Genomic DNA, 16,850 nt, shown 5'->3' with positions numbered 1-16,850 from the left:
GATGGCAAAGGGGAATCAGAAAAAGGTCCGCGGCAAGCCGCTGAGGCACAGTCTGCTGGAGCACTACCAGCCGATTGACGGCGTCGTCGACGAGATGGTCGATGCTTCGGGCCGTCCGCGTCCGGCCTGGGCGCCCTTCATCGAGGCGCTGGAGGAGCTGGGCCCGGAAAAGCTCGGCCAGCGCTTTGCCCGCGCCGACCAGTATCTGCGCGACGCCGGGGTTTATTACCGCGTCTATGACAAGGCCGGCGCCAATGAGCGCGAATGGCCGCTGGCGCATATCCCGCTGCTGATCGAAGACAAGGAATGGGCCGGGATCAGCGCCGGTCTCGTCCAGCGCGCCGACCTTTTCGAGGAGATAGTCGCTGATATCTATGGCCCGAACCGGCTGATCGAGAAGGGAATCCTGCCGGCAGGCCTGATTGCGGCGAGCCCCGAATTTTTGCGCCCCGTCGTCGGCACCATGCCGGCCAGCGGTCATTTCCTGCATTTTTGCGCCTTCGAGCTCGGCCGTGGGCCGGATGGAAGCTGGTGGGTGCTGGGCGACCGCACGCAGGCGCCGTCGGGCGCCGGCTTTGCGCTGGAAAACCGCGTCGCCACGACGCGGGCTTTGTCCGACGTCTATGGCGAGATGCATGTGCATCGCCTGGCCGGTTTCTTCCGCCGCTTTCGCGATGCGCTGATCGGCATGGCGAAGGAGAATGACGGCCGCGTCGCCATTCTGACGCCGGGGCCGCTCAACGAGACTTATTATGAGCACGCCTATATCGCCCGCTATCTCGGCATCATGCTGCTCGAGGGCGAGGATCTGACCGTGTCCGGCGGCAAGCTGATGGTGCGCACGGTTTCCGGGCTGATGCCGATCAGCGTGCTGTGGCGGCGGCTCGACGCCGCCTTTGCCGATCCGCTGGAACTGAGGTCGGACTCGCATATCGGCACGCCGGGGCTGGTCGAGGCGATCCGCCGCGGCACCGTGTCTACGGTCAATGCGCTGGGGTCGGGCTTGATGGAAACCCGGGCGCTGCTCGCCTTCCTGCCGAAGATTTCGCGCGCATTGCGCGGCGAAGAACTTCTGTTGCCAAGCGTGGCCACCTGGTGGTGCGGGCAAGCAACCGAACGGGCCCATGTGCTTGCCAATATCGATCGCATGGTGATCGGTCCGGCGCTGTCGACGCGGCTGGCCTTCGAGGATGACGGCCAGACCAGGCTCGGTTCGGCACTGACGCCGGAGGAACGCATCGCGCTGATTGCGCGCATCGAGAGCGATGGCAGCGGTTTCGTCGGCCAGGAAGCGGTGACGCTGTCGACGACGCCGGTCTATGTCGGAGGCTGGCTGGAGCCACGGCCGGCAAGCCTGCGCGTTTATCTCGCGCGCACGCCCGATGGCTGGACGGTAATGCCGGGCGGTTTCGCCCGTGTCGGCCTTTCGCTCGACCCGACGGCCATCGCCATGCAGCGCGGCGGCCAGGCGGCCGACGTCTGGGTGGTCAGCGACCGGTCGGTCGAGCGCGAGACGCTGCTGCCGCAGGAGCATGACAGCTTCGTCCGCACCATGCCGGGGAGCCTGCCCAGCCGCGCGGCGGAAAACCTGACCTGGCTCGGCCGCTATATCGAGCGCTCGGAGGATACGGTTCGCATCCTGCGCGCCTATCATGTGCGGCTGGCCGAGACGTCCGATCCTGACATGCTGCTGCTCGCCGATATCAGGGACTATCTCGAACCGTTCGGCGTCGATCTCGAAGCGGCCATTCCGCCCGGATTGATCGGCACGCTGGACAGCGCCGTCTACAGCGCCGGACAGATCCGCGACCGTTTTTCGCCCGATGGCTGGCTGGCGCTGAAGGACCTGTCGAAGACCATTCATCAGTTCGCCACCACGGTGGCGCCGGGTGACGACGCGACACGGGCCATGACGGTCATGCTGCGCAAGCTCGCCGGTTTCTCCGGCCTGTTGCACGAGAATATGTACCGTTTCACCGGCTGGCGTTTCCTCGAGATCGGTCGGCGGATCGAGCGCGGCATCCAGATCGCCCGTACGCTAGCCCGACTGACAAGGTCCGGTGCGCCGGACGGCTCGCTCGACATGATGCTGGAGATCGGCGACAGCGTCATGACCCACCGCCGGCAATATCCCGTGCGGGCCGGACGGCGCACGGTGATCGACCTCTTGGCGCTCGACCCACTCAACCCGCGCTCGATCCTGTTCCAGCTCGAACGGCTGAAGGCGGAGATCGGCCTGTTGCCATCGGTTGGGCCGGAGGGGCATATGTCGGTCGCGGCCAAGGAAATCCTGCAGCTCAACACGGCAATTGCCGTCATGGAGCCATCGGAGATGTCGGCGGAGGTGCTGGACGATCTCGCAACTGAGATCGGCAACCTCTATAGCAGCCTGGCTAAAGCGTATTTCGGTTAACATGCTGTACGATATCAGGCTTCATCTCAGCTACGATTATGACGCCGCGGCCGGCGGCAGCCGGCATCAGGTGCGTGTATTGCCGCCGACCATTGCCGGCGTGCAGCGCGTGATCGCGGCCTCGCTTTCGTTTGTGCCGACCCCATCGGAGCGCACGGATTTTGCCGATTTCTTCGGCAACAATGTCACCGCGATCGCCTTTCGCGACGTCCATGACGGGCTCGACATCAGAATGAGCGCGCGCGTGTCGGTGTCACGGCCGGAGCCTGGGCTCGACGTGTCGCCCGATCTGCAGCGCCTGCGGGAAGAACTCGGCGCCGTACGGTCACTGGCGCCGGATGCACCGCATCACTTTCTCGCCGCCAGCGATCATGCCGGCATCGATGCGGCGATCACCGCCTATGCCCGCGACAGCGCCGGCGGCTCGACGGTCGGCATGGCCATCGATCTGTGCAACCGCATCCACCGCGACTTCACCTATGACGGGGAAGCGACCACGGTGCGTACCGGGGCCAGCGATGCCTTCCGTTTGAAGCGGGGCGTGTGCCAGGACTTCTCCCACATCATGATCGCCGGCCTGCGCGGTCTAGGTATTCCTGCGGGTTATGTCAGCGGCTTCCTGCGCACCATTCCACCGAAAGGGAAGCCGCGGCTCGAAGGCGCCGATGCCATGCATGCCTGGGTCAAGGTGTGGTGTGGGCGCGATGCCGGCTGGCAGGAATTCGACCCGACCAATGGCATGCGGGCCAGCAACGACCACATCACCGTTGGCTATGGCCGCGACTATTCCGACGTGGCTCCGATCGTCGGCGTGCTGAAAACCACCGGCGGCCAGGTCGGCGACCAGGCCGTCGACGTCATCCCGGTCGCGCTCGAGAAGGCCTGACAGCCTCGAAGCACAGCTTCTCAACAACGGCCATGCCCGTTATGCTCGGTCGAAACTTCGGGGAGGATCGGTCGGCAGGCATGCTGATGCGGAGTTCGGTATTGACGGCAATCAGTGTCATCATCCCGGCGCACAATGCGGCGGCAACCATTGCGGCCACGCTGGCCTCGCTTCGTTCCGAAGCCGAGGTTATCGGCGAGGTGCTGCTGGTCGACGATTCCTCCTCGGACGGGACGGCAGAAGCCGCGCTGAATGCCGCCACGCAATTCTCGTTGCCGTTGCGCGTGCTCAAGAGCAGCTGCCGGGACGCGGGCGGCTCCCGCAATGTGGCGCTGGCGCAGGCGCAATGCTCCTGGATCTACCTGATCGACGCCGACGACTTGCATCTGGAGGGCGGGCTGCGGTCGATGCTGGTCCGGGCGGGGGAGCAACCGGCCGCCGACATGGTGATCGGCGCCTACCGTCGGCGCACCGATGGCGAGAACCGGAACCTCAAGCTTCCAGCCGGCTACATAGAAGACGGTATAGCCAATGCCTCGGCCTATCTGGAAGGTCACATTCGCTCGATCGCCGTGGGCAGTGCGCTGGTTTCCCGGCGGGTCGTCGGCGACACGCGCTTCCCGACCGGGCTTGCCTATGACGAGGACACGCTGTTCTGGTCCAGGCTGATGGGCAGGGCGTCGCTTGCCCTGATCGTGCATCCCGTCATGATCTACCACGTTTCGGCAGTGCGTTCTGATGATCGCTTCATCACCAGGCCGGTGCGCCGCTTTCTCGACTGGCGGCTGGCGCTGCGCGAGCTGACTGACTGTGGCATCCCACTGTCGTCGCTAAAGACCAGGGAGGGGCTGGTCGCCCTCAAGATCGCCCGGGTTCACTATGCGCGCGGTGATCTGGAGACGGCGGCGCGGTTCCTGAGGATCGCGGCGGCGGCGCCGAAGGTGCGGTCGAACACCTGGCGCTGCAGGCGCTACCAGCTGAAGCTGGCGCTGCGGCGCTGGTTTTCCTCTCCGCGCGTCCAGTTGCAACGTGCCTGAATCAGCCCCGCCGCAGCTTGCCGTCATTGTCATCGGCTATCGCGCGCCGGCTCAAATCGTCGAGGCGGTGACATCCCTGCTGGATCAGGATGAGCCGCTCGAGATCATGGTGGTCAACTCGGGCGGAGGCGAGGTCATGGCGCTGCTGACCGGCGCCGGGGTCAAGGTGCCAATGATCGAGGTCGGTCGAAGGCTGTTTGTAGGCGCAGCCCGCAATCTCGGCATTGCGGCCACCAAAGCGCCTTTCGTTGCCTTTCTTGCCGATGATTGCCTCGCCTGTTCGGGCTGGGCCGAGGCACGGATGCAGCGGCATCTGGCTGGCGACCGCGCCGTGGCGAGCGCGATGGTGAATAGCCATCCGCGCAATCTGATCGCCTGTGCGGCTCATCTGATCATGTTCATGCGACGGCTTCCCGGTCTGCCGTCGGATCGTGCGCTGCGTTACGGCGTGTCGTTCGATCGGCGGCTGTTCGATGAATATGGCTTGTTCGATGAAACCATGCCTGCTGCCGAAGACACCGAATTCCTGGGGCGGCTGCCGCAGGAACTGCAGCCGGTCTGGGAGCCTAAGGTGCAAACCGTTCATCGCAACGAAACCCGGCTGTCCAGATTGCTTGCCGATCAGTACAGGCGCGGCTGTCGCCGCGGCGATTACCTCGCAGCGTCCGCCCTGAACACTCCGTTTCGGTGTTTTCGCGACACGTTTCGCGATCGGCGGAATGCCCGCAAGCTGGCGAAGATCGGGCTTTCCGATCGGGATCGAACTTTCGCGATGATGTCGATGCCAATTGTCTGGCTTGCCCTGCTGGTCAAATCCGTGGGTGTCTATATTGGCGTGCGAAATCGCGTGAAAGCGGCAACAAGAAAATGATAACGAGCCAAATCAAGCCTCGACGCTGGCGACGGAGCCGACTGTTCTGGACGCGCCAGAGAACGGTCGCAGTTTTCAGCTATCGTTATGACGCGCATCTGGTTGCCGATCTGATCACCAATATCGATCCGGTCGTTGACGGCTGGATTGCCTATGACGATCGCGGGGCGACCGGCGTGTTCAGCAGCGAGCCGCAGCGGCGGCGGATCTTGCTCGACGCAGCGCATGAAGCTGCCGCCGACTGGATCCTGGCTATTGATCCCGATGAGCGGCTGGAACGCGGTACCGCGGAGCGGATCGGACAGCTGACGGGGGATTACAGGCGCATGGCCTGGGGGTTCCGGCTCCGCGAATTGTATTCGCCGACCGAGTACTGGGTCGACGGGCTGTGGGCCGAAAAGTTCCAGTATCGTCTGTTCAGAGCCTACGATCCGGCGAAGTACCGACCAGAGGACCTGCACGGGCTCTGGTATCCTCCCGATCTTGGTTTCAAGGCCCGCAACAGCGGGCTCAACCTCTATCATTTAAAGATGATGGAGCCGAAGCGGCGGATCGCCCGCCGCAATCTCTACCACCACCTTGATCCAAAGGGGCTCCTGCAGGATGTGGGCTATGACTACCTTGCCGATGAGGCAGGGGCCGTGTTCGAACAGATTCCGCCCGGGCGCGACTACCATCCGCCTCACGTCGACGATGGCGGCCTCTGGATGGCCGTGCCGGCTGGTGCCACCATTGGTGGACCCGACCACATTCCATAGCAACGGGGTGGAACCAGCAGTCGGCTTAGCGCTTATCTACGAGAAAAATTTCGTGGAGCGGGCATGCTTGACAAATCTGGGACGCCATCCGGCCGGTCGGCTGCCGGACGGGGGGACGATGGAGCGCCGAAGAACGGCGCGCAGACCGCTGCCGAACAGGCCTCGCTCACCTATATCAGCGACAGCGAGCCGGGGATCCGGCGCCTGAAGGCGGGCGAAGGCTTTTCCTACAAGGGCGCGAAAGGACAGGCCGTCGGCGCGGCAGCCATTGCCCGCATCAAGGCGCTGGCCATTCCGCCGGCATGGACGGATGTGTGGATCTCGCCCGATCCCGCCGGCCACATCCAGGCGACCGGCCGCGACCAGCGCGGGCGCAAACAGTACCGCTACCATCCGCTGTGGGCCGCCGAGCGCGACGGCGCCAAATACTCCAGCCTTGTCGCCTTTGCCGAAAGCCTGCCGGAGCTGCGCCGCCGGATCGATGCCGATCTGCGCCGCCGTGGCCTGCCGGCCGAGCGCGTCGTGGCGGCAATTGTCTGGCTGCTCGACAACACGATGATCCGGGTCGGCAATGCCGCCTATGCCCGCGACAACAAGAGCTTTGGGCTGACGACGCTACGCGACCGCCACGTCGACATCAAGGGATCGAGCCTGCGCTTTGCCTTCAAGGGCAAGTCCGGCAAGGAATGGAAATTGAAGCTGGTCGACCGCCGCATCGCCCGGGTCGTGCGCGGCGCGCAGGATATTCCGGGGCAGCAACTGTTCCAATATCTCGACGAGGATGGCGAGAGGCATGGAGTGCGCTCCGACGATGTCAACCGCTATATCCGCGACGCGATCGGCGCCAATTTCAGCTCCAAGCATTTCCGCACCTGGGGCGGCACCATCCATGCCGCGTCGCTGTTTGCGCGGACGGAGCTTCCCGAAAGCCAGGCGCAGACCAAGCGTGTGATGAACGCGGTCATCGACAAGGTGGCCGAGCGGCTCGGCAACACACGCGCCGTCTGCCGCAAATGCTACATCCATCCACAGGTTTTCGAAGCCTGGGTGGAAGGGCGGCTGCTTAGCGAAATGACCGAGGCCAACAAGCGCAAGCGAGCGATCGACGGTCTCGATGATGAAGAGGCTCTTGTGCTGAGATGGTTGAAGGCAAGCGAAGGCTGACAAAAATGGCGTAACTTTTTTGTCGACGCCATGTCGGCACAGGCCCTACTGTTTCGTCCTTTGAGACAGAAAAGGACGTCCCATGCTCTACGCTATCCTCTGCTATGCCTCCGAAGATGTCGTCTCCTCCTGGAGCAAGGCACAGGATGACGAGGTCATGGCAAAGCTCATGCATGTGCAGGAAAAATATGCTCAAGCCGGCCGGCTTGGGCCGGTGGCGCGGCTTTTGCCCACCACCGCCGCGACGACGCTGCGCAAGGTCAAGGGCGAATCGGTCGTCATCGACGGCCCGTTTGCCGAGACCAAGGAACAGTTCCTCGGCTTCTACACGCTGGAATGCGCCGATCTCGACGAGGCCGTCGACTTCGCGCGCGAGCTTTCCGAGGTCAATCCCAGCGGCGGATCCTATGAGATCCGACCGGTTTCCGTCTTCAACCCAACCAGAGTAGCCACATGACAGACCTCGCCTGGATAAGCTCGGCGATCAGCGCTGCCCGCCCGCAGGCTATGGGTGCGCTGCTGCGCTATTTCCGCAATCTCGATACGGCGGAGGAAGCTTTCCAGGACGCGTGCCTGAGGGCACTCAAGAACTGGCCGCAGAACGGGCCGCCGCGCGATCCTGCGGCCTGGCTGATCTTTGTCGGCCGCAACACCGGCATCGACGCGGTGCGCAAGCGCGCCAAGCAGGCGCCGATGCCGGAAGAGGACCAGATCTCGGACCTGGAAGATGCCGAGAGCGATATCGCCGAACGGCTGGACGGCGCGCACTACCGCGATGACATATTGCGGCTCTTGTTCATCTGCTGCCATCCGGATCTGCCGCCTACGCAGCAGATCGCGGTGGCGCTGCGCATCGTCTCCGGTCTCACCGTCAAGCAGATCGCGCGTGCGTTCCTGGTCGGCGAAAGCGCCATGGAACAGCGCATCACGCGCGCCAAGGCGCGCATTGCCGATGCCGGCGTGCCGTTCGAGACGCCCGGCGCGGTCGAGCGCTCGGAGCGGCTCGCCGCCGTTGCCGCCATGGTCTATCTGATCTTCAACGAAGGTTATTCCACCAACAGCGGCGAGGCGCCGGCGCGTGCGCCGCTTTGCGAGGAGGCGATCCGGCTGGCGCGCCTGTTGCTGCGGCTGTTCCAGACCGAGCCGGAGATCATGGGCCTGACGGCATTGCTTTTGCTGCAGCATGCGCGCGCGCCGGCCCGCTTCGACGAGAATGGCGAGATCGTGCTGCTCGACGACCAGGACCGCTCGCTGTGGAGCCGCAAGATGATCGACGAAGGCCTGGCGCTGGTCGACAAGGCCCTGCGCCACCAGAAGCCCGGACCCTACCAGGTGCAGGCGGCGATCGCCGCCCTTCATGCGCGGGCGGCAACCCCCGAGGAGACCGACTGGACAGAGATCGATCTGCTCTACAGCCTGCTGGAGGCGATGCAACCTTCGCCGGTGGTGACGCTGAACCGTGCCGTTGCGGTCGCCAAGGTGCGCGGGCCGGAAGCTGCCCTTGCCATGATCGAGCCGCTTGGCGAGAGGCTGTCCGGCTATTTCCACTTCTTCGGCCTCAAGGGCGGTCTGTTGATGCAGCTCGGCCGTGGCGAAGAGGCGCGTGTCGCCTTCGATCGCGCCATTGCGTTGGCCAACACGGCAGCGGAAGCCGCCCATATCCGCATGCATATCGACCGGCTGATGCGAGACGGAGCCGTGAAGGCGCCGGCGAAGACAGCGCACTAAGCCTGTTTCTCCTCTGGCTCAATCGTGCAATCCCGGCTTGGACCATGCCGGGGTGGCGATTTTCCCCTGAACCGAGTAATGGCACGCCATGACAGCGCCTGCGGCATGCGGGGCGATAATGGCGCCAAGGCTCGACCGCCGCCCTATGATGGCGAGCGGATCTGAAAGGGATGAAAATGACGATAGCGAAGGAAACGGCCGAACTTCTGGCGAAACTGGGTGTGGCCAAGGACGCGCTGACCGGCGGCGACCTCGTCGTGCGCAGTCCGGTGACGGGTGAACAGATCGCGGCGCTGAAGACGATTTCGCCGGCCGATGCGGCCAAGACCATCGATGCCGCGCACACGGCGTTCCAGGTTTGGCGGATGGTGCCGGGTCCCCGGCGCGGCGAACTGGTGCGGCTGCTCGGCGAGGAGTTGCGCGCGCACAAAACCGAGCTTGGCCGGCTGGTGTCGGTCGAGGTCGGCAAGATCCCGTCGGAAGGCCTCGGCGAAGTCCAGGAAATGATCGACATCTGCGATTTCGCCGTCGGCCTTTCCCGCCAGCTCTACGGTCTGACTATCGCCACCGAGCGTCCGGGACATCGCATGATGGAGACCTGGCATCCGCTCGGCGTCGTCGGCGTCATTTCGGCCTTCAACTTCCCGGTCGCGGTGTGGTCGTGGAACGCGGCGCTGGCGCTGGTCTGCGGCGATGCCGTGGTGTGGAAGCCCTCGGAAAAGACGCCGCTGACGGCGCTCGCCTGCGAGGCGATTTTTGCCGGCGCGGTCAAGCGCTTCGGCGCCGATGCGCCGCAGGGCCTGGCACCGGTGCTGATTGGCGACCGCTCCGTCGGCGAGATCCTGGTCGACCACCCGAAGGTGGCGCTGGTTTCTGCCACCGGCTCGACCCGCATGGGCCGGGATGTCGGCCCGCGGCTGGCCAAGCGCTTTGCGCGCGCCGTGCTCGAGCTCGGCGGCAACAATGCCGGCATCGTCTGCCCGACCGCCGATCTCGACATGGCGCTGCGCGCCATCGCCTTTGGCGCCATGGGCACCGCGGGCCAGCGCTGCACGACGCTGCGGCGCCTGTTCGTGCATGACAGCGTCTATGACGCGCTGCTGCCGCGGCTGAAGAAGGCCTATGAGAGCGTCTCGGTGGGCAATCCGCTGGAGACGTCTTCGCTCGTCGGGCCGCTGATCGACAAGGCGGCCTTCGACGCCATGCAGAAGGCGCTCAAGGAAGCCACCGCTCACGGTGGCAAGCTGACCGGCGGTTCGCGGGTCGAGAATGGCCATCCCGATGCTTATTACGTGCATCCGGCGCTGGTCGAAATGCCGAAGCAGGTGGCTCCCGTCACCGAAGAAACCTTCGCGCCGATCCTCTACGTGATGAAATATTCCGATTTCGATGCCGTGCTCGACGAGCACAATGCGGTCGGCGCCGGACTGTCGTCGTCGATCTTCACCCGCGACCTGCAGGAATCCGAGCGCTTCCTCGGCGTCGATGGTTCGGATTGCGGCATCGCCAACGTCAACATCGGCACGTCGGGCGCCGAGATCGGCGGCGCGTTCGGCGGCGAGAAGGAAACCGGCGGCGGCCGCGAGAGCGGCTCCGATGCCTGGAAGGCCTATATGCGCCGCGCCACCAACACGGTGAACTATTCCAAGGCGCTGCCGCTGGCGCAGGGCGTGTCATTCGACATCGATTGAGATGCTGCGCCCGGCTTTTGACCAGTTGATCCACCCGAACCCGTCGGGCGGATCGCTGCCGCTCGCGCGGATCGTTCCGCTTTCAGGCTTCGCCCCCGCTGTCCAGATGTCCGTATCCCGACGGCGGAAAGGCCACCTCGGCCATGCGCCCGGACGGGTCCTCGCGGTCGGCACGACCGGCTGCGCAACAGCGTCTGCGCCGAACGTTCAGCCAGCGTGCGGCGACGCCGGTCGGCAGGCCTCGAACGCGGCATCGATAACGGCAAGCTTGGCGGCCTGGACGGTCATGTATTCCTGGTAGAAGCTGTTCGAGACCCACATTACGGAATGCCCGCGCCGGCCCAGCCAGCCGACGCTGCCGAGCTTTTCGGCGTCGCGCAATTTGCGCGCAAGATGGGTGCGCGAGAGTTTTAGCCAACTGGCGAATTCGCCGATCGAAACCACGCTGGTCGGGATCCGGTCGAGGCCGGCATTGTCGGGATCGATGCCAGACATCAGCCAATCCATGACGATGCCGCCATTGTTGAGCCAGATGAACAGCGAAAACGTCTGCTTGGGCTCACGCACAGGGTTGGAGGAGAGCAGGCCTTCCGCCACCAGCGGCTGCAGCCTGGAAATCATGCCGTGCTGCTCGAGAAAGGCGGCGAGGCGGCTGCCGCTGTCGAGACCGTCGAGCGTGCGCAGATGCGCAACCACCCAGCCGTCGAATTCCTTCAGCGTCGCTGCCGTCACCTGAAACGGGTGGGCTCGTCCGTCACCGGTGTGCGGCAGGTATTCGATGATGTGATAGTGCAGCATCTCCTTGATGAAGGCTTCGGCCGTGTTGCGGCTAGCGACGGAATAGTGAAGCACGGCATCGATGAAGCGGGCCAGTGTCAGTTCCGTGCGGGGATCGCGCGGGTCGCGGGCGAAATGCAGGGCTAGGCCGGTGTGAGCCAGCAACCAGCGCTGTTGCGTGGCGAACACGGCGGCCAGGCGTGGGCTCGTTTCATAGATATGCAGCAGCGCCTTCGACTGCGCCTCGACATGACGGTGCAGCGCCGGATGGCCGGCAATATATTCGAAATTCAGCGCCATCCTCCTCGTCCTCCGGCCAGCCCCCCGGCAGCGAAGACGTGCAATCACATTTCCAGCCTTAGCCGCCCGTGTCCAGCCATGCCAACCCGGACAAAAGGCCTAGAGCGAGCCTGGGCTATCGTTCCAGCTATTACGGCCGCAACCGCGAGGTGATGGAGAGCCATCGCGTCCTAGCCACGAAGACCACCTCGTGGCAAACTTCTTGTTAACCACATGCTCGGTGAAATTATCGGATTAACCCCAGATGCCACTATCGAGGTTATGTTCCGCACCTTAGCGTTCAATATGAGTTCAAGGGATGTGTGGATTCGGGGGTTATTTCGGGTCAATCCGGGATGCGGAAGCTTTGCTCACGCACATGGTAGCCGCAATTGCCCATCGTGGGCCGGATGAGCAAGGGAAATTCGTAGCACCCGATGCCGGGCTCGGGCATGCGCGGCTGTCGGTGATCGGCATCGGCGATGGCCAGCAACCGATGTCCGACGAGGCCGGCAATTTGACGATTGCGTTCAACGGCGAGATTTTCAACTACATAGAACTGCGCGAAGGGCTGATCGCCAAGGGCCGGCACTTTCGGACGTCGAGCGACACAGAGGTCATCCTTCAGCTCTATGAGGAGATGGGCGAAGACTGCTTGTCTCTCCTGAACGGTGATTTCGCCTTGGCGATATGGGACAATCGGCAGCGACGAATGGTGCTTGCACGAGACCGGATGGGTGTCCGGCCGCTGTTCTACACAAGCAAGGACGGGGTGCTTTACTTTGCCTCGGAGATCAAAGCCCTGTTGAAGGTCCCGGGCGTCTCCGCTGAAATTGATCCGATTGCGCTGGACCAGATCTTTACGCTGTGGGCGCCGATCGCTCCGCGCACGGCGTTCCGCAATATCCACGAGTTGGAACCGGCAAGTGTGATGATTGCGACGCAGGGGCAGGTCACGGTCAAGCGGTACTGGCACCTGGACTATCCGCATCGTGATGAGCCGTCGAAGATCACGAACGAGGACCACGCGGCAGAGGAGTTGCAAGCCCTTCTGACCGATGCGGTGAGGCTTCGCATGCGGGCCGACGTGCCGGTCGGTTCCTATCTTTCCGGAGGGCTCGATTCGTCGCTCGTTTCGGCGCTTGCCGCCGGCATGACTCCTCGGAGACTGGAGACATTTTCCGTAACCTTCGACAGCGCCGAGCATGACGAAAGCGCCTTTCAGATCGAAATGGCCTCGGCGCTCGGCACGCGCCACCACGCCATAGAATGCGGCGCCCGCGATATCGCCGGGGTCTTTCCTGAGGTCGTCCGCTTTGCCGAGCGGCCGATCATCCGCACGGCGCCAGCGCCACTCTACAAATTATCCGCCCTGGTTCGCCAGGCCGGCCTGAAGGTGGTGCTGACGGGTGAAGGCGCCGACGAGGTCTTCGCCGGCTACGACGTCTTCAAGGAGGCGCGTGTCCGCCGGTTCTGCGGGCGGCAGCCCACATCGCGCATAAGGCCGCAGCTGTTCCGCCGGCTTTACCCGTATCTGCCGGGCCTGCAACAGCAATCGGTGGAGTATCTGGCTGCCTTCTTCGGCACCAGCAACGCTGCCCTCGACGATCCGCTGTTCTCGCATCGGCCACGCTTCAAGACCACGGCGGCGGCGAAAATCTTCTTTTCCGGCGATCTGCGTGCGACGTTGAAGGGCTATGACGCGGCTGAAGAGCTGACCAGCCGCCTGCCCGAGGCGTTTTCCCTATGGCATCCGCTGCATCAGGCGCAGTATCTCGAAACCCGCTTCCTCCTGCCCGGCTACATCCTCTCCAGCCAAGGCGATCGGATGGCCATGGCGCACGGCATCGAAGGGCGGTTTCCTTTCCTGGATCATCGCGTGGTAGAGTTCGCGGCAAGACTTCCGCCGGAGATGAAACTGCAAGGCTTGATGGAGAAGCACATATTGCGCAAGGTGGCCAGGCACCACCTTCCGGCGACGATCGGCAAACGCACCAAGCAACCTTACCGCGCCCCGGAGGCCCGCTCCTTCGTCGGGGCGGAGGAACTAGACTATGTTCGTGACTGCCTGGGCGAGGCGAGCATTACCGCCGGCGGCCTGTTCAACGCCAAGGCGGTGGCCAAGCTCCACGAGAAATGCCGCATGGAGACCGCGACCGGATTTCGCGACAACGCCGCCTTCGTCGGCATTCTGTCGACGCAGCTGTGGCAGAAGAATTTCGCCGGCCAAGCGGTCGGCGCGGCAAGAGCGGCCTGAGACGGCGAGGAAAAGGAAAGACACGATGACGGCAATCAAGGACAGGGTCAGAAGCTTTATCGTCGACAACTTCCTGTTCGGCGACACCTCCTACAAACTGTCGGATTCAGCCTCGCTGATCGAGAACGACATTATCGACTCGACTGCGGTACTTGAGCTGGTGGCCTTCATCGAGGACAATTTCGGCATCGCGATGGTGGACGCCGACATCGTTCCGGCCAACCTGGACTCGCTTGACCGCATCTCGTCCTTCATCGAGGCGAGAGCACAAACGCTGGCAGCGTAAGCGCCAACGGCGAGGAACGTCCCGTGCGGATCGAGCATTTTCTGGTGGCGAAGGCTGCTGCCCACCCGGCCAAGACGGCATTGGTCACCAAGGGCAAAAGGCTGAGCTACGAAGAACTCGACGACCTTTCGAGCCGGCTGGCCACCGCTCTCTTCATGAATGGGATCAGGCGCGACGACCGCGTTCTGATCTTCATGGACAATTGCTGGGAGGCGGCCGTATCGATCTTTGCCGCACTCAAGGCAGGTGCGACCTTCAGTCCGATCAACCCCTCCACAAAGGCCGACAAGCTCGGTTACGTCATCGCCGATTGCGACGCCAGGGCGGTCCTGACGCAGGCGAAGCTGATGCCCGTGGTCACCGAAGCCTGCGCATCGCAAGGCAAGCCCGGCATCTTCGTGGCTTCCACCCCTGGGTCCGATGGGCAATGCCCGGCAGGGGCCGCGTCCCTGACTGACTGCCTGACGTTCGATGGCGCGGAGGTAAACCATCGCGGCATCGACGTCGACCTTGCGATGCTGATCTACACGTCAGGTTCGACCGGCCGGCCCAAGGGTGTGATGATGACGCATCGCAATTGCGACGCTGCCGCGGGGTCGATCGCCACCTATCTGCGCAACGCGCCGGACGACATCATCCTGAACGTCCTCCCGCTTGCCTTCGACTATGGCCTCTACCAGTTGCTGATGGCAGTCAGGCTCGGGGCCACGCTGGTGCTCGAGAAGTCCTTCGCCTTCCCGCACGAGATCTTCGAACGCATCCGCAAAGAGGGCGTCACCGGCCTTCCGCTGGTGCCTACCATGGCGGCGATGATCCTGCAGATGCGTGATCTGGCTCCGGGTTTCCTGCCCAGCCTCCGCTATATTTCCAACACCGCGGCCGCCTTGCCGCCAGCCCACATAGAACGCCTGCGCTCGCTGCTGCCCGGCGTCCGGATCTATTCGATGTATGGGCTGACCGAATGCAAGCGCTGCACCTATTTGCCACCCGAGGAACTTGACCGCCGGCCAGGGTCGGTCGGCATAGCCATCCCCAACACGGAAGCCTTTGTCGTCGACGACCTTGGACAACGCGTGCCGGCGGGCGTGGCAGGTGAGCTAGTCATCCGCGGTCCGCACGTGATGCAGGGCTATTGGCGCAACAAGGCCGCGACCGAACGAGCGCTCCGGCCGGGGCCTAACCCTTGGGAAAAGGTGCTCTATACGGGCGACCTGTTCCAGACCGACGAGGACGGCTTTCTCTATTTTGTCGGGCGTAAGGACGACATCATCAAGACGCGTGGCGAGAAGGTCGCCCCCAAGGAAGTGGAGGCCGTGCTCCACGCCCATCCAGGTATCGCGGAAGCGGTGGTCGTCGGCGTGCCGGATCCGGTGCTGGGGCATGCGATCGGCGCGCTCGTCGTGCGGTCCGATCCGGCGCTTGGCGGAAAGGACATCATTCGTCACTGCGCGCGCCACCTGGAGGATTTCATGGTCCCCAAAATCATAGAGTTCCGCAGCGAATTACCGAAGACGGAGTCGGGCAAGATCAGCCGCCGGCTCGCGGCTGAGATGATGGAGGCCGAGCAATGAACATCGGCTCAACCCAGGATGCGCCGGCCTTCACGCAAGCCCTGGCCATCGATCCCGCCGCCGAAACGGACAGGATCGTGGCGGCCCTGCGCGAGCAGTTGCGCGGCATTCGCAAGCGCGGCCTCGTGCTCGGTCTTTCGGGCGGTATAGATTCCAGCGTTTCGGCTGCATTGGCCGCGCGGGCCGTCGGCCACCAGAATGTGCTGTGCGTCCTCATGCCGGAAAGCGATTCCGACCCCGAGAGCCTGCGGCTCGGCCATCTGGTCGCCGACACTTTCGGCGTCGAGGCCGTTGTGGAGGATATCGGGCCGACCCTGCGGGCAATGGGCTGCTATGAACGCCGCGACGCCTTCATCCGCGAAATGGTCCCGGACTATGGCAAGGGCTGGGCCTCCAAGATCGTGATCGCGAACGTGCTCGAAGGCGAGGGCTACAACATCTCGTCGCTGGTGGTGCAGGACCCGCAAGGCAAGCAGACGAAACTGCGGATGCCGGTGGCGGTCTATCTCGGCATCGTTGCCGCCACCAACATGAAGCAGCGCACCCGCAAGCAGCTCGAATATTATCATGCCGACCGGCTGAACTTCGCCGTGCTCGGCACACCGAACCGGCTGGAATACGACCAGGGGTTCTTCGTCAAGAACGGCGACGGCGCCGCCGACGTCAAGCCGATCGCGCATCTCTACAAGACGCAGGTCTATGCGCTAGCCGCCTATCTCGGCATTCCGGAGGAGGTCCGCAACCGGCCGCCGACCACCGACACCTACTCGCTGGCGCAGACGCAGGAAGAATTCTACTTCTCCCTGCCTTACGATCGGATGGATCTGTGTCTCTACGGCCTCAACAACGGCGTGTCCGCCGAGATGGTAGGGCAAGCGGCGGGATTGGCCGCCTCACAGATCGAACGCGTCTGGGCCGACATCGCCGCCAAGCGAAAGGCAACGCGCTATCTGCACCTGCGCCCGCAGCTCGTTGACGGCGTGGACGAAGTCGGCTCCTGACCTGATGCATATCGAGCAAAAGTGATCCGGTCTTGCGATACGACATGCATGAAAGAAATACTAAGCTCTTGTCTTTACGCAATTCCGGACGGAAAACCGCGCACCCTTTCCTGGAATTGCTCTAGGCGGAA

At 63.7% G+C, this 16,850-nt stretch carries 14 protein-coding genes; 13 read left to right on the top strand and 1 reads right to left on the bottom strand.

Going from position 1 to position 16,850, the window contains the following annotated elements; all coding sequences use genetic code 11:
• The first annotated feature begins 1 nt into the window (after position 1).
• The 9 genes from NLY36_RS08955 (at position 2) to amaB (ending at position 10,548) form a co-directional block, all read left to right on the top strand.
• Positions 2-2,413, top strand: coding sequence for a circularly permuted type 2 ATP-grasp protein (locus NLY36_RS08955; RefSeq protein ID WP_023735007.1), 2,412 nt, complete (start codon positions 2-4; stop codon positions 2,411-2,413).
• A gap of 1 nt (position 2,414) precedes the next feature.
• Complete coding sequence (locus NLY36_RS08950) at positions 2,415-3,299, top strand: transglutaminase family protein (protein ID WP_023683456.1); 885 nt, start codon at positions 2,415-2,417, stop codon at positions 3,297-3,299.
• A 101-nt stretch (positions 3,300-3,400) separates the two neighbouring features.
• Entirely contained in the window at positions 3,401-4,336 is a 936-nt protein-coding gene (locus tag NLY36_RS08945; protein ID WP_023686317.1) for a glycosyltransferase family 2 protein, read from the top strand.
• The gene (locus NLY36_RS08940) at positions 4,329-5,207 is read left to right on the top strand and encodes a glycosyltransferase family 2 protein (protein WP_023735006.1); all 879 of its coding nucleotides are present in this window, start codon (positions 4,329-4,331) and stop codon (positions 5,205-5,207) included. Before NLY36_RS08945 ends, NLY36_RS08940 begins: the two co-directional genes overlap by 8 nt.
• The gene (locus NLY36_RS08935; RefSeq protein WP_023735005.1) at positions 5,204-5,965 is read left to right on the top strand and encodes a hypothetical protein; all 762 of its coding nucleotides are present in this window, start codon (positions 5,204-5,206) and stop codon (positions 5,963-5,965) included. The genes NLY36_RS08940 and NLY36_RS08935 overlap by 4 nt, the downstream gene beginning before the upstream one ends.
• A gap of 63 nt (positions 5,966-6,028) precedes the next feature.
• The gene (locus tag NLY36_RS08930; protein ID WP_023713995.1) at positions 6,029-7,129 is read left to right on the top strand and encodes a DNA topoisomerase IB; all 1,101 of its coding nucleotides are present in this window, start codon (positions 6,029-6,031) and stop codon (positions 7,127-7,129) included.
• An 82-nt stretch (positions 7,130-7,211) separates the two neighbouring features.
• Positions 7,212-7,586 carry a YciI family protein gene (locus NLY36_RS08925; RefSeq protein WP_023671781.1) on the top strand — a complete coding sequence of 125 codons (375 nt, stop codon included), beginning with the start codon at positions 7,212-7,214 and terminating at the stop codon, positions 7,584-7,586.
• On the top strand, positions 7,583-8,857 hold the full coding sequence (locus tag NLY36_RS08920; RefSeq protein WP_023707663.1) for an RNA polymerase sigma factor: 1,275 nt from the start codon (positions 7,583-7,585) through the stop codon (positions 8,855-8,857). The genes NLY36_RS08925 and NLY36_RS08920 overlap by 4 nt, the downstream gene beginning before the upstream one ends.
• Positions 8,858-9,033: 176 nt before the next feature.
• Complete coding sequence (gene amaB, locus NLY36_RS08915; RefSeq protein WP_023735004.1) at positions 9,034-10,548, top strand: L-piperidine-6-carboxylate dehydrogenase; 1,515 nt, start codon at positions 9,034-9,036, stop codon at positions 10,546-10,548.
• A gap of 207 nt (positions 10,549-10,755) precedes the next feature.
• Here the strand turns inward: amaB and NLY36_RS08910 are convergent, their stop codons facing one another.
• Positions 10,756-11,625 (bottom strand): hypothetical protein, encoded by an 870-nt coding sequence (locus tag NLY36_RS08910; protein ID WP_023735003.1) that lies wholly within the window; start codon positions 11,623-11,625, stop codon positions 10,756-10,758.
• 298 nt (positions 11,626-11,923) lie between these two features.
• Here NLY36_RS08910 and asnB point away from each other — a divergent pair, with 298 nt between their 5' ends.
• Genes asnB through nadE form a run of 4 tightly spaced genes read left to right on the top strand, consistent with a single transcriptional unit; the run spans position 11,924 to position 16,719 of the window.
• Positions 11,924-13,861, top strand: a complete 1,938-nt coding sequence (gene asnB, locus NLY36_RS08905) for an asparagine synthase (glutamine-hydrolyzing) (protein WP_023735002.1) — start codon at positions 11,924-11,926, stop codon at positions 13,859-13,861.
• Positions 13,862-13,886: 25 nt separating this feature from the next.
• Positions 13,887-14,147, top strand: a complete 261-nt coding sequence (locus tag NLY36_RS08900) for an acyl carrier protein (protein WP_023696872.1) — start codon at positions 13,887-13,889, stop codon at positions 14,145-14,147.
• A 23-nt stretch (positions 14,148-14,170) separates the two neighbouring features.
• Complete coding sequence (locus tag NLY36_RS08895) at positions 14,171-15,718, top strand: class I adenylate-forming enzyme family protein (RefSeq protein ID WP_023735001.1); 1,548 nt, start codon at positions 14,171-14,173, stop codon at positions 15,716-15,718.
• Positions 15,715-16,719, top strand: coding sequence for an NAD(+) synthase (gene nadE, locus NLY36_RS08890; RefSeq protein WP_023735000.1), 1,005 nt, complete (start codon positions 15,715-15,717; stop codon positions 16,717-16,719). Before NLY36_RS08895 ends, nadE begins: the two co-directional genes overlap by 4 nt.
• Positions 16,720-16,850 lie beyond the last annotated feature (131 nt).

It is taken from the genome of Mesorhizobium sp. C399B (assembly GCF_030323185.1).
GTDB lineage: Bacteria > Pseudomonadota > Alphaproteobacteria > Rhizobiales > Rhizobiaceae > Mesorhizobium.
This window is presented reverse-complemented; position numbering and strand designations above follow the sequence as displayed.

Coding starts and splice junctions, on each gene's coding strand:
- NLY36_RS08955 (WP_023735007.1), top strand. CDS start 2: ATGGCAAAGGGGAATCAGAAAAAGGTCCGCGGCAAGCCGCTGAGGCAC.
- NLY36_RS08950 (WP_023683456.1), top strand. CDS start 2,415: ATGCTGTACGATATCAGGCTTCATCTCAGCTACGATTATGACGCCGCG.
- NLY36_RS08935 (WP_023735005.1), top strand. CDS start 5,204: ATGATAACGAGCCAAATCAAGCCTCGACGCTGGCGACGGAGCCGACTG.
- NLY36_RS08930 (WP_023713995.1), top strand. CDS start 6,029: ATGCTTGACAAATCTGGGACGCCATCCGGCCGGTCGGCTGCCGGACGG.
- NLY36_RS08925 (WP_023671781.1), top strand. CDS start 7,212: ATGCTCTACGCTATCCTCTGCTATGCCTCCGAAGATGTCGTCTCCTCC.
- NLY36_RS08920 (WP_023707663.1), top strand. CDS start 7,583: ATGACAGACCTCGCCTGGATAAGCTCGGCGATCAGCGCTGCCCGCCCG.
- amaB (WP_023735004.1), top strand. CDS start 9,034: ATGACGATAGCGAAGGAAACGGCCGAACTTCTGGCGAAACTGGGTGTG.
- NLY36_RS08910 (WP_023735003.1), bottom strand. CDS start 11,625: ATGGCGCTGAATTTCGAATATATTGCCGGCCATCCGGCGCTGCACCGT.
- asnB (WP_023735002.1), top strand. CDS start 11,924: ATGTGTGGATTCGGGGGTTATTTCGGGTCAATCCGGGATGCGGAAGCT.
- NLY36_RS08900 (WP_023696872.1), top strand. CDS start 13,887: ATGACGGCAATCAAGGACAGGGTCAGAAGCTTTATCGTCGACAACTTC.
- nadE (WP_023735000.1), top strand. CDS start 15,715: ATGAACATCGGCTCAACCCAGGATGCGCCGGCCTTCACGCAAGCCCTG.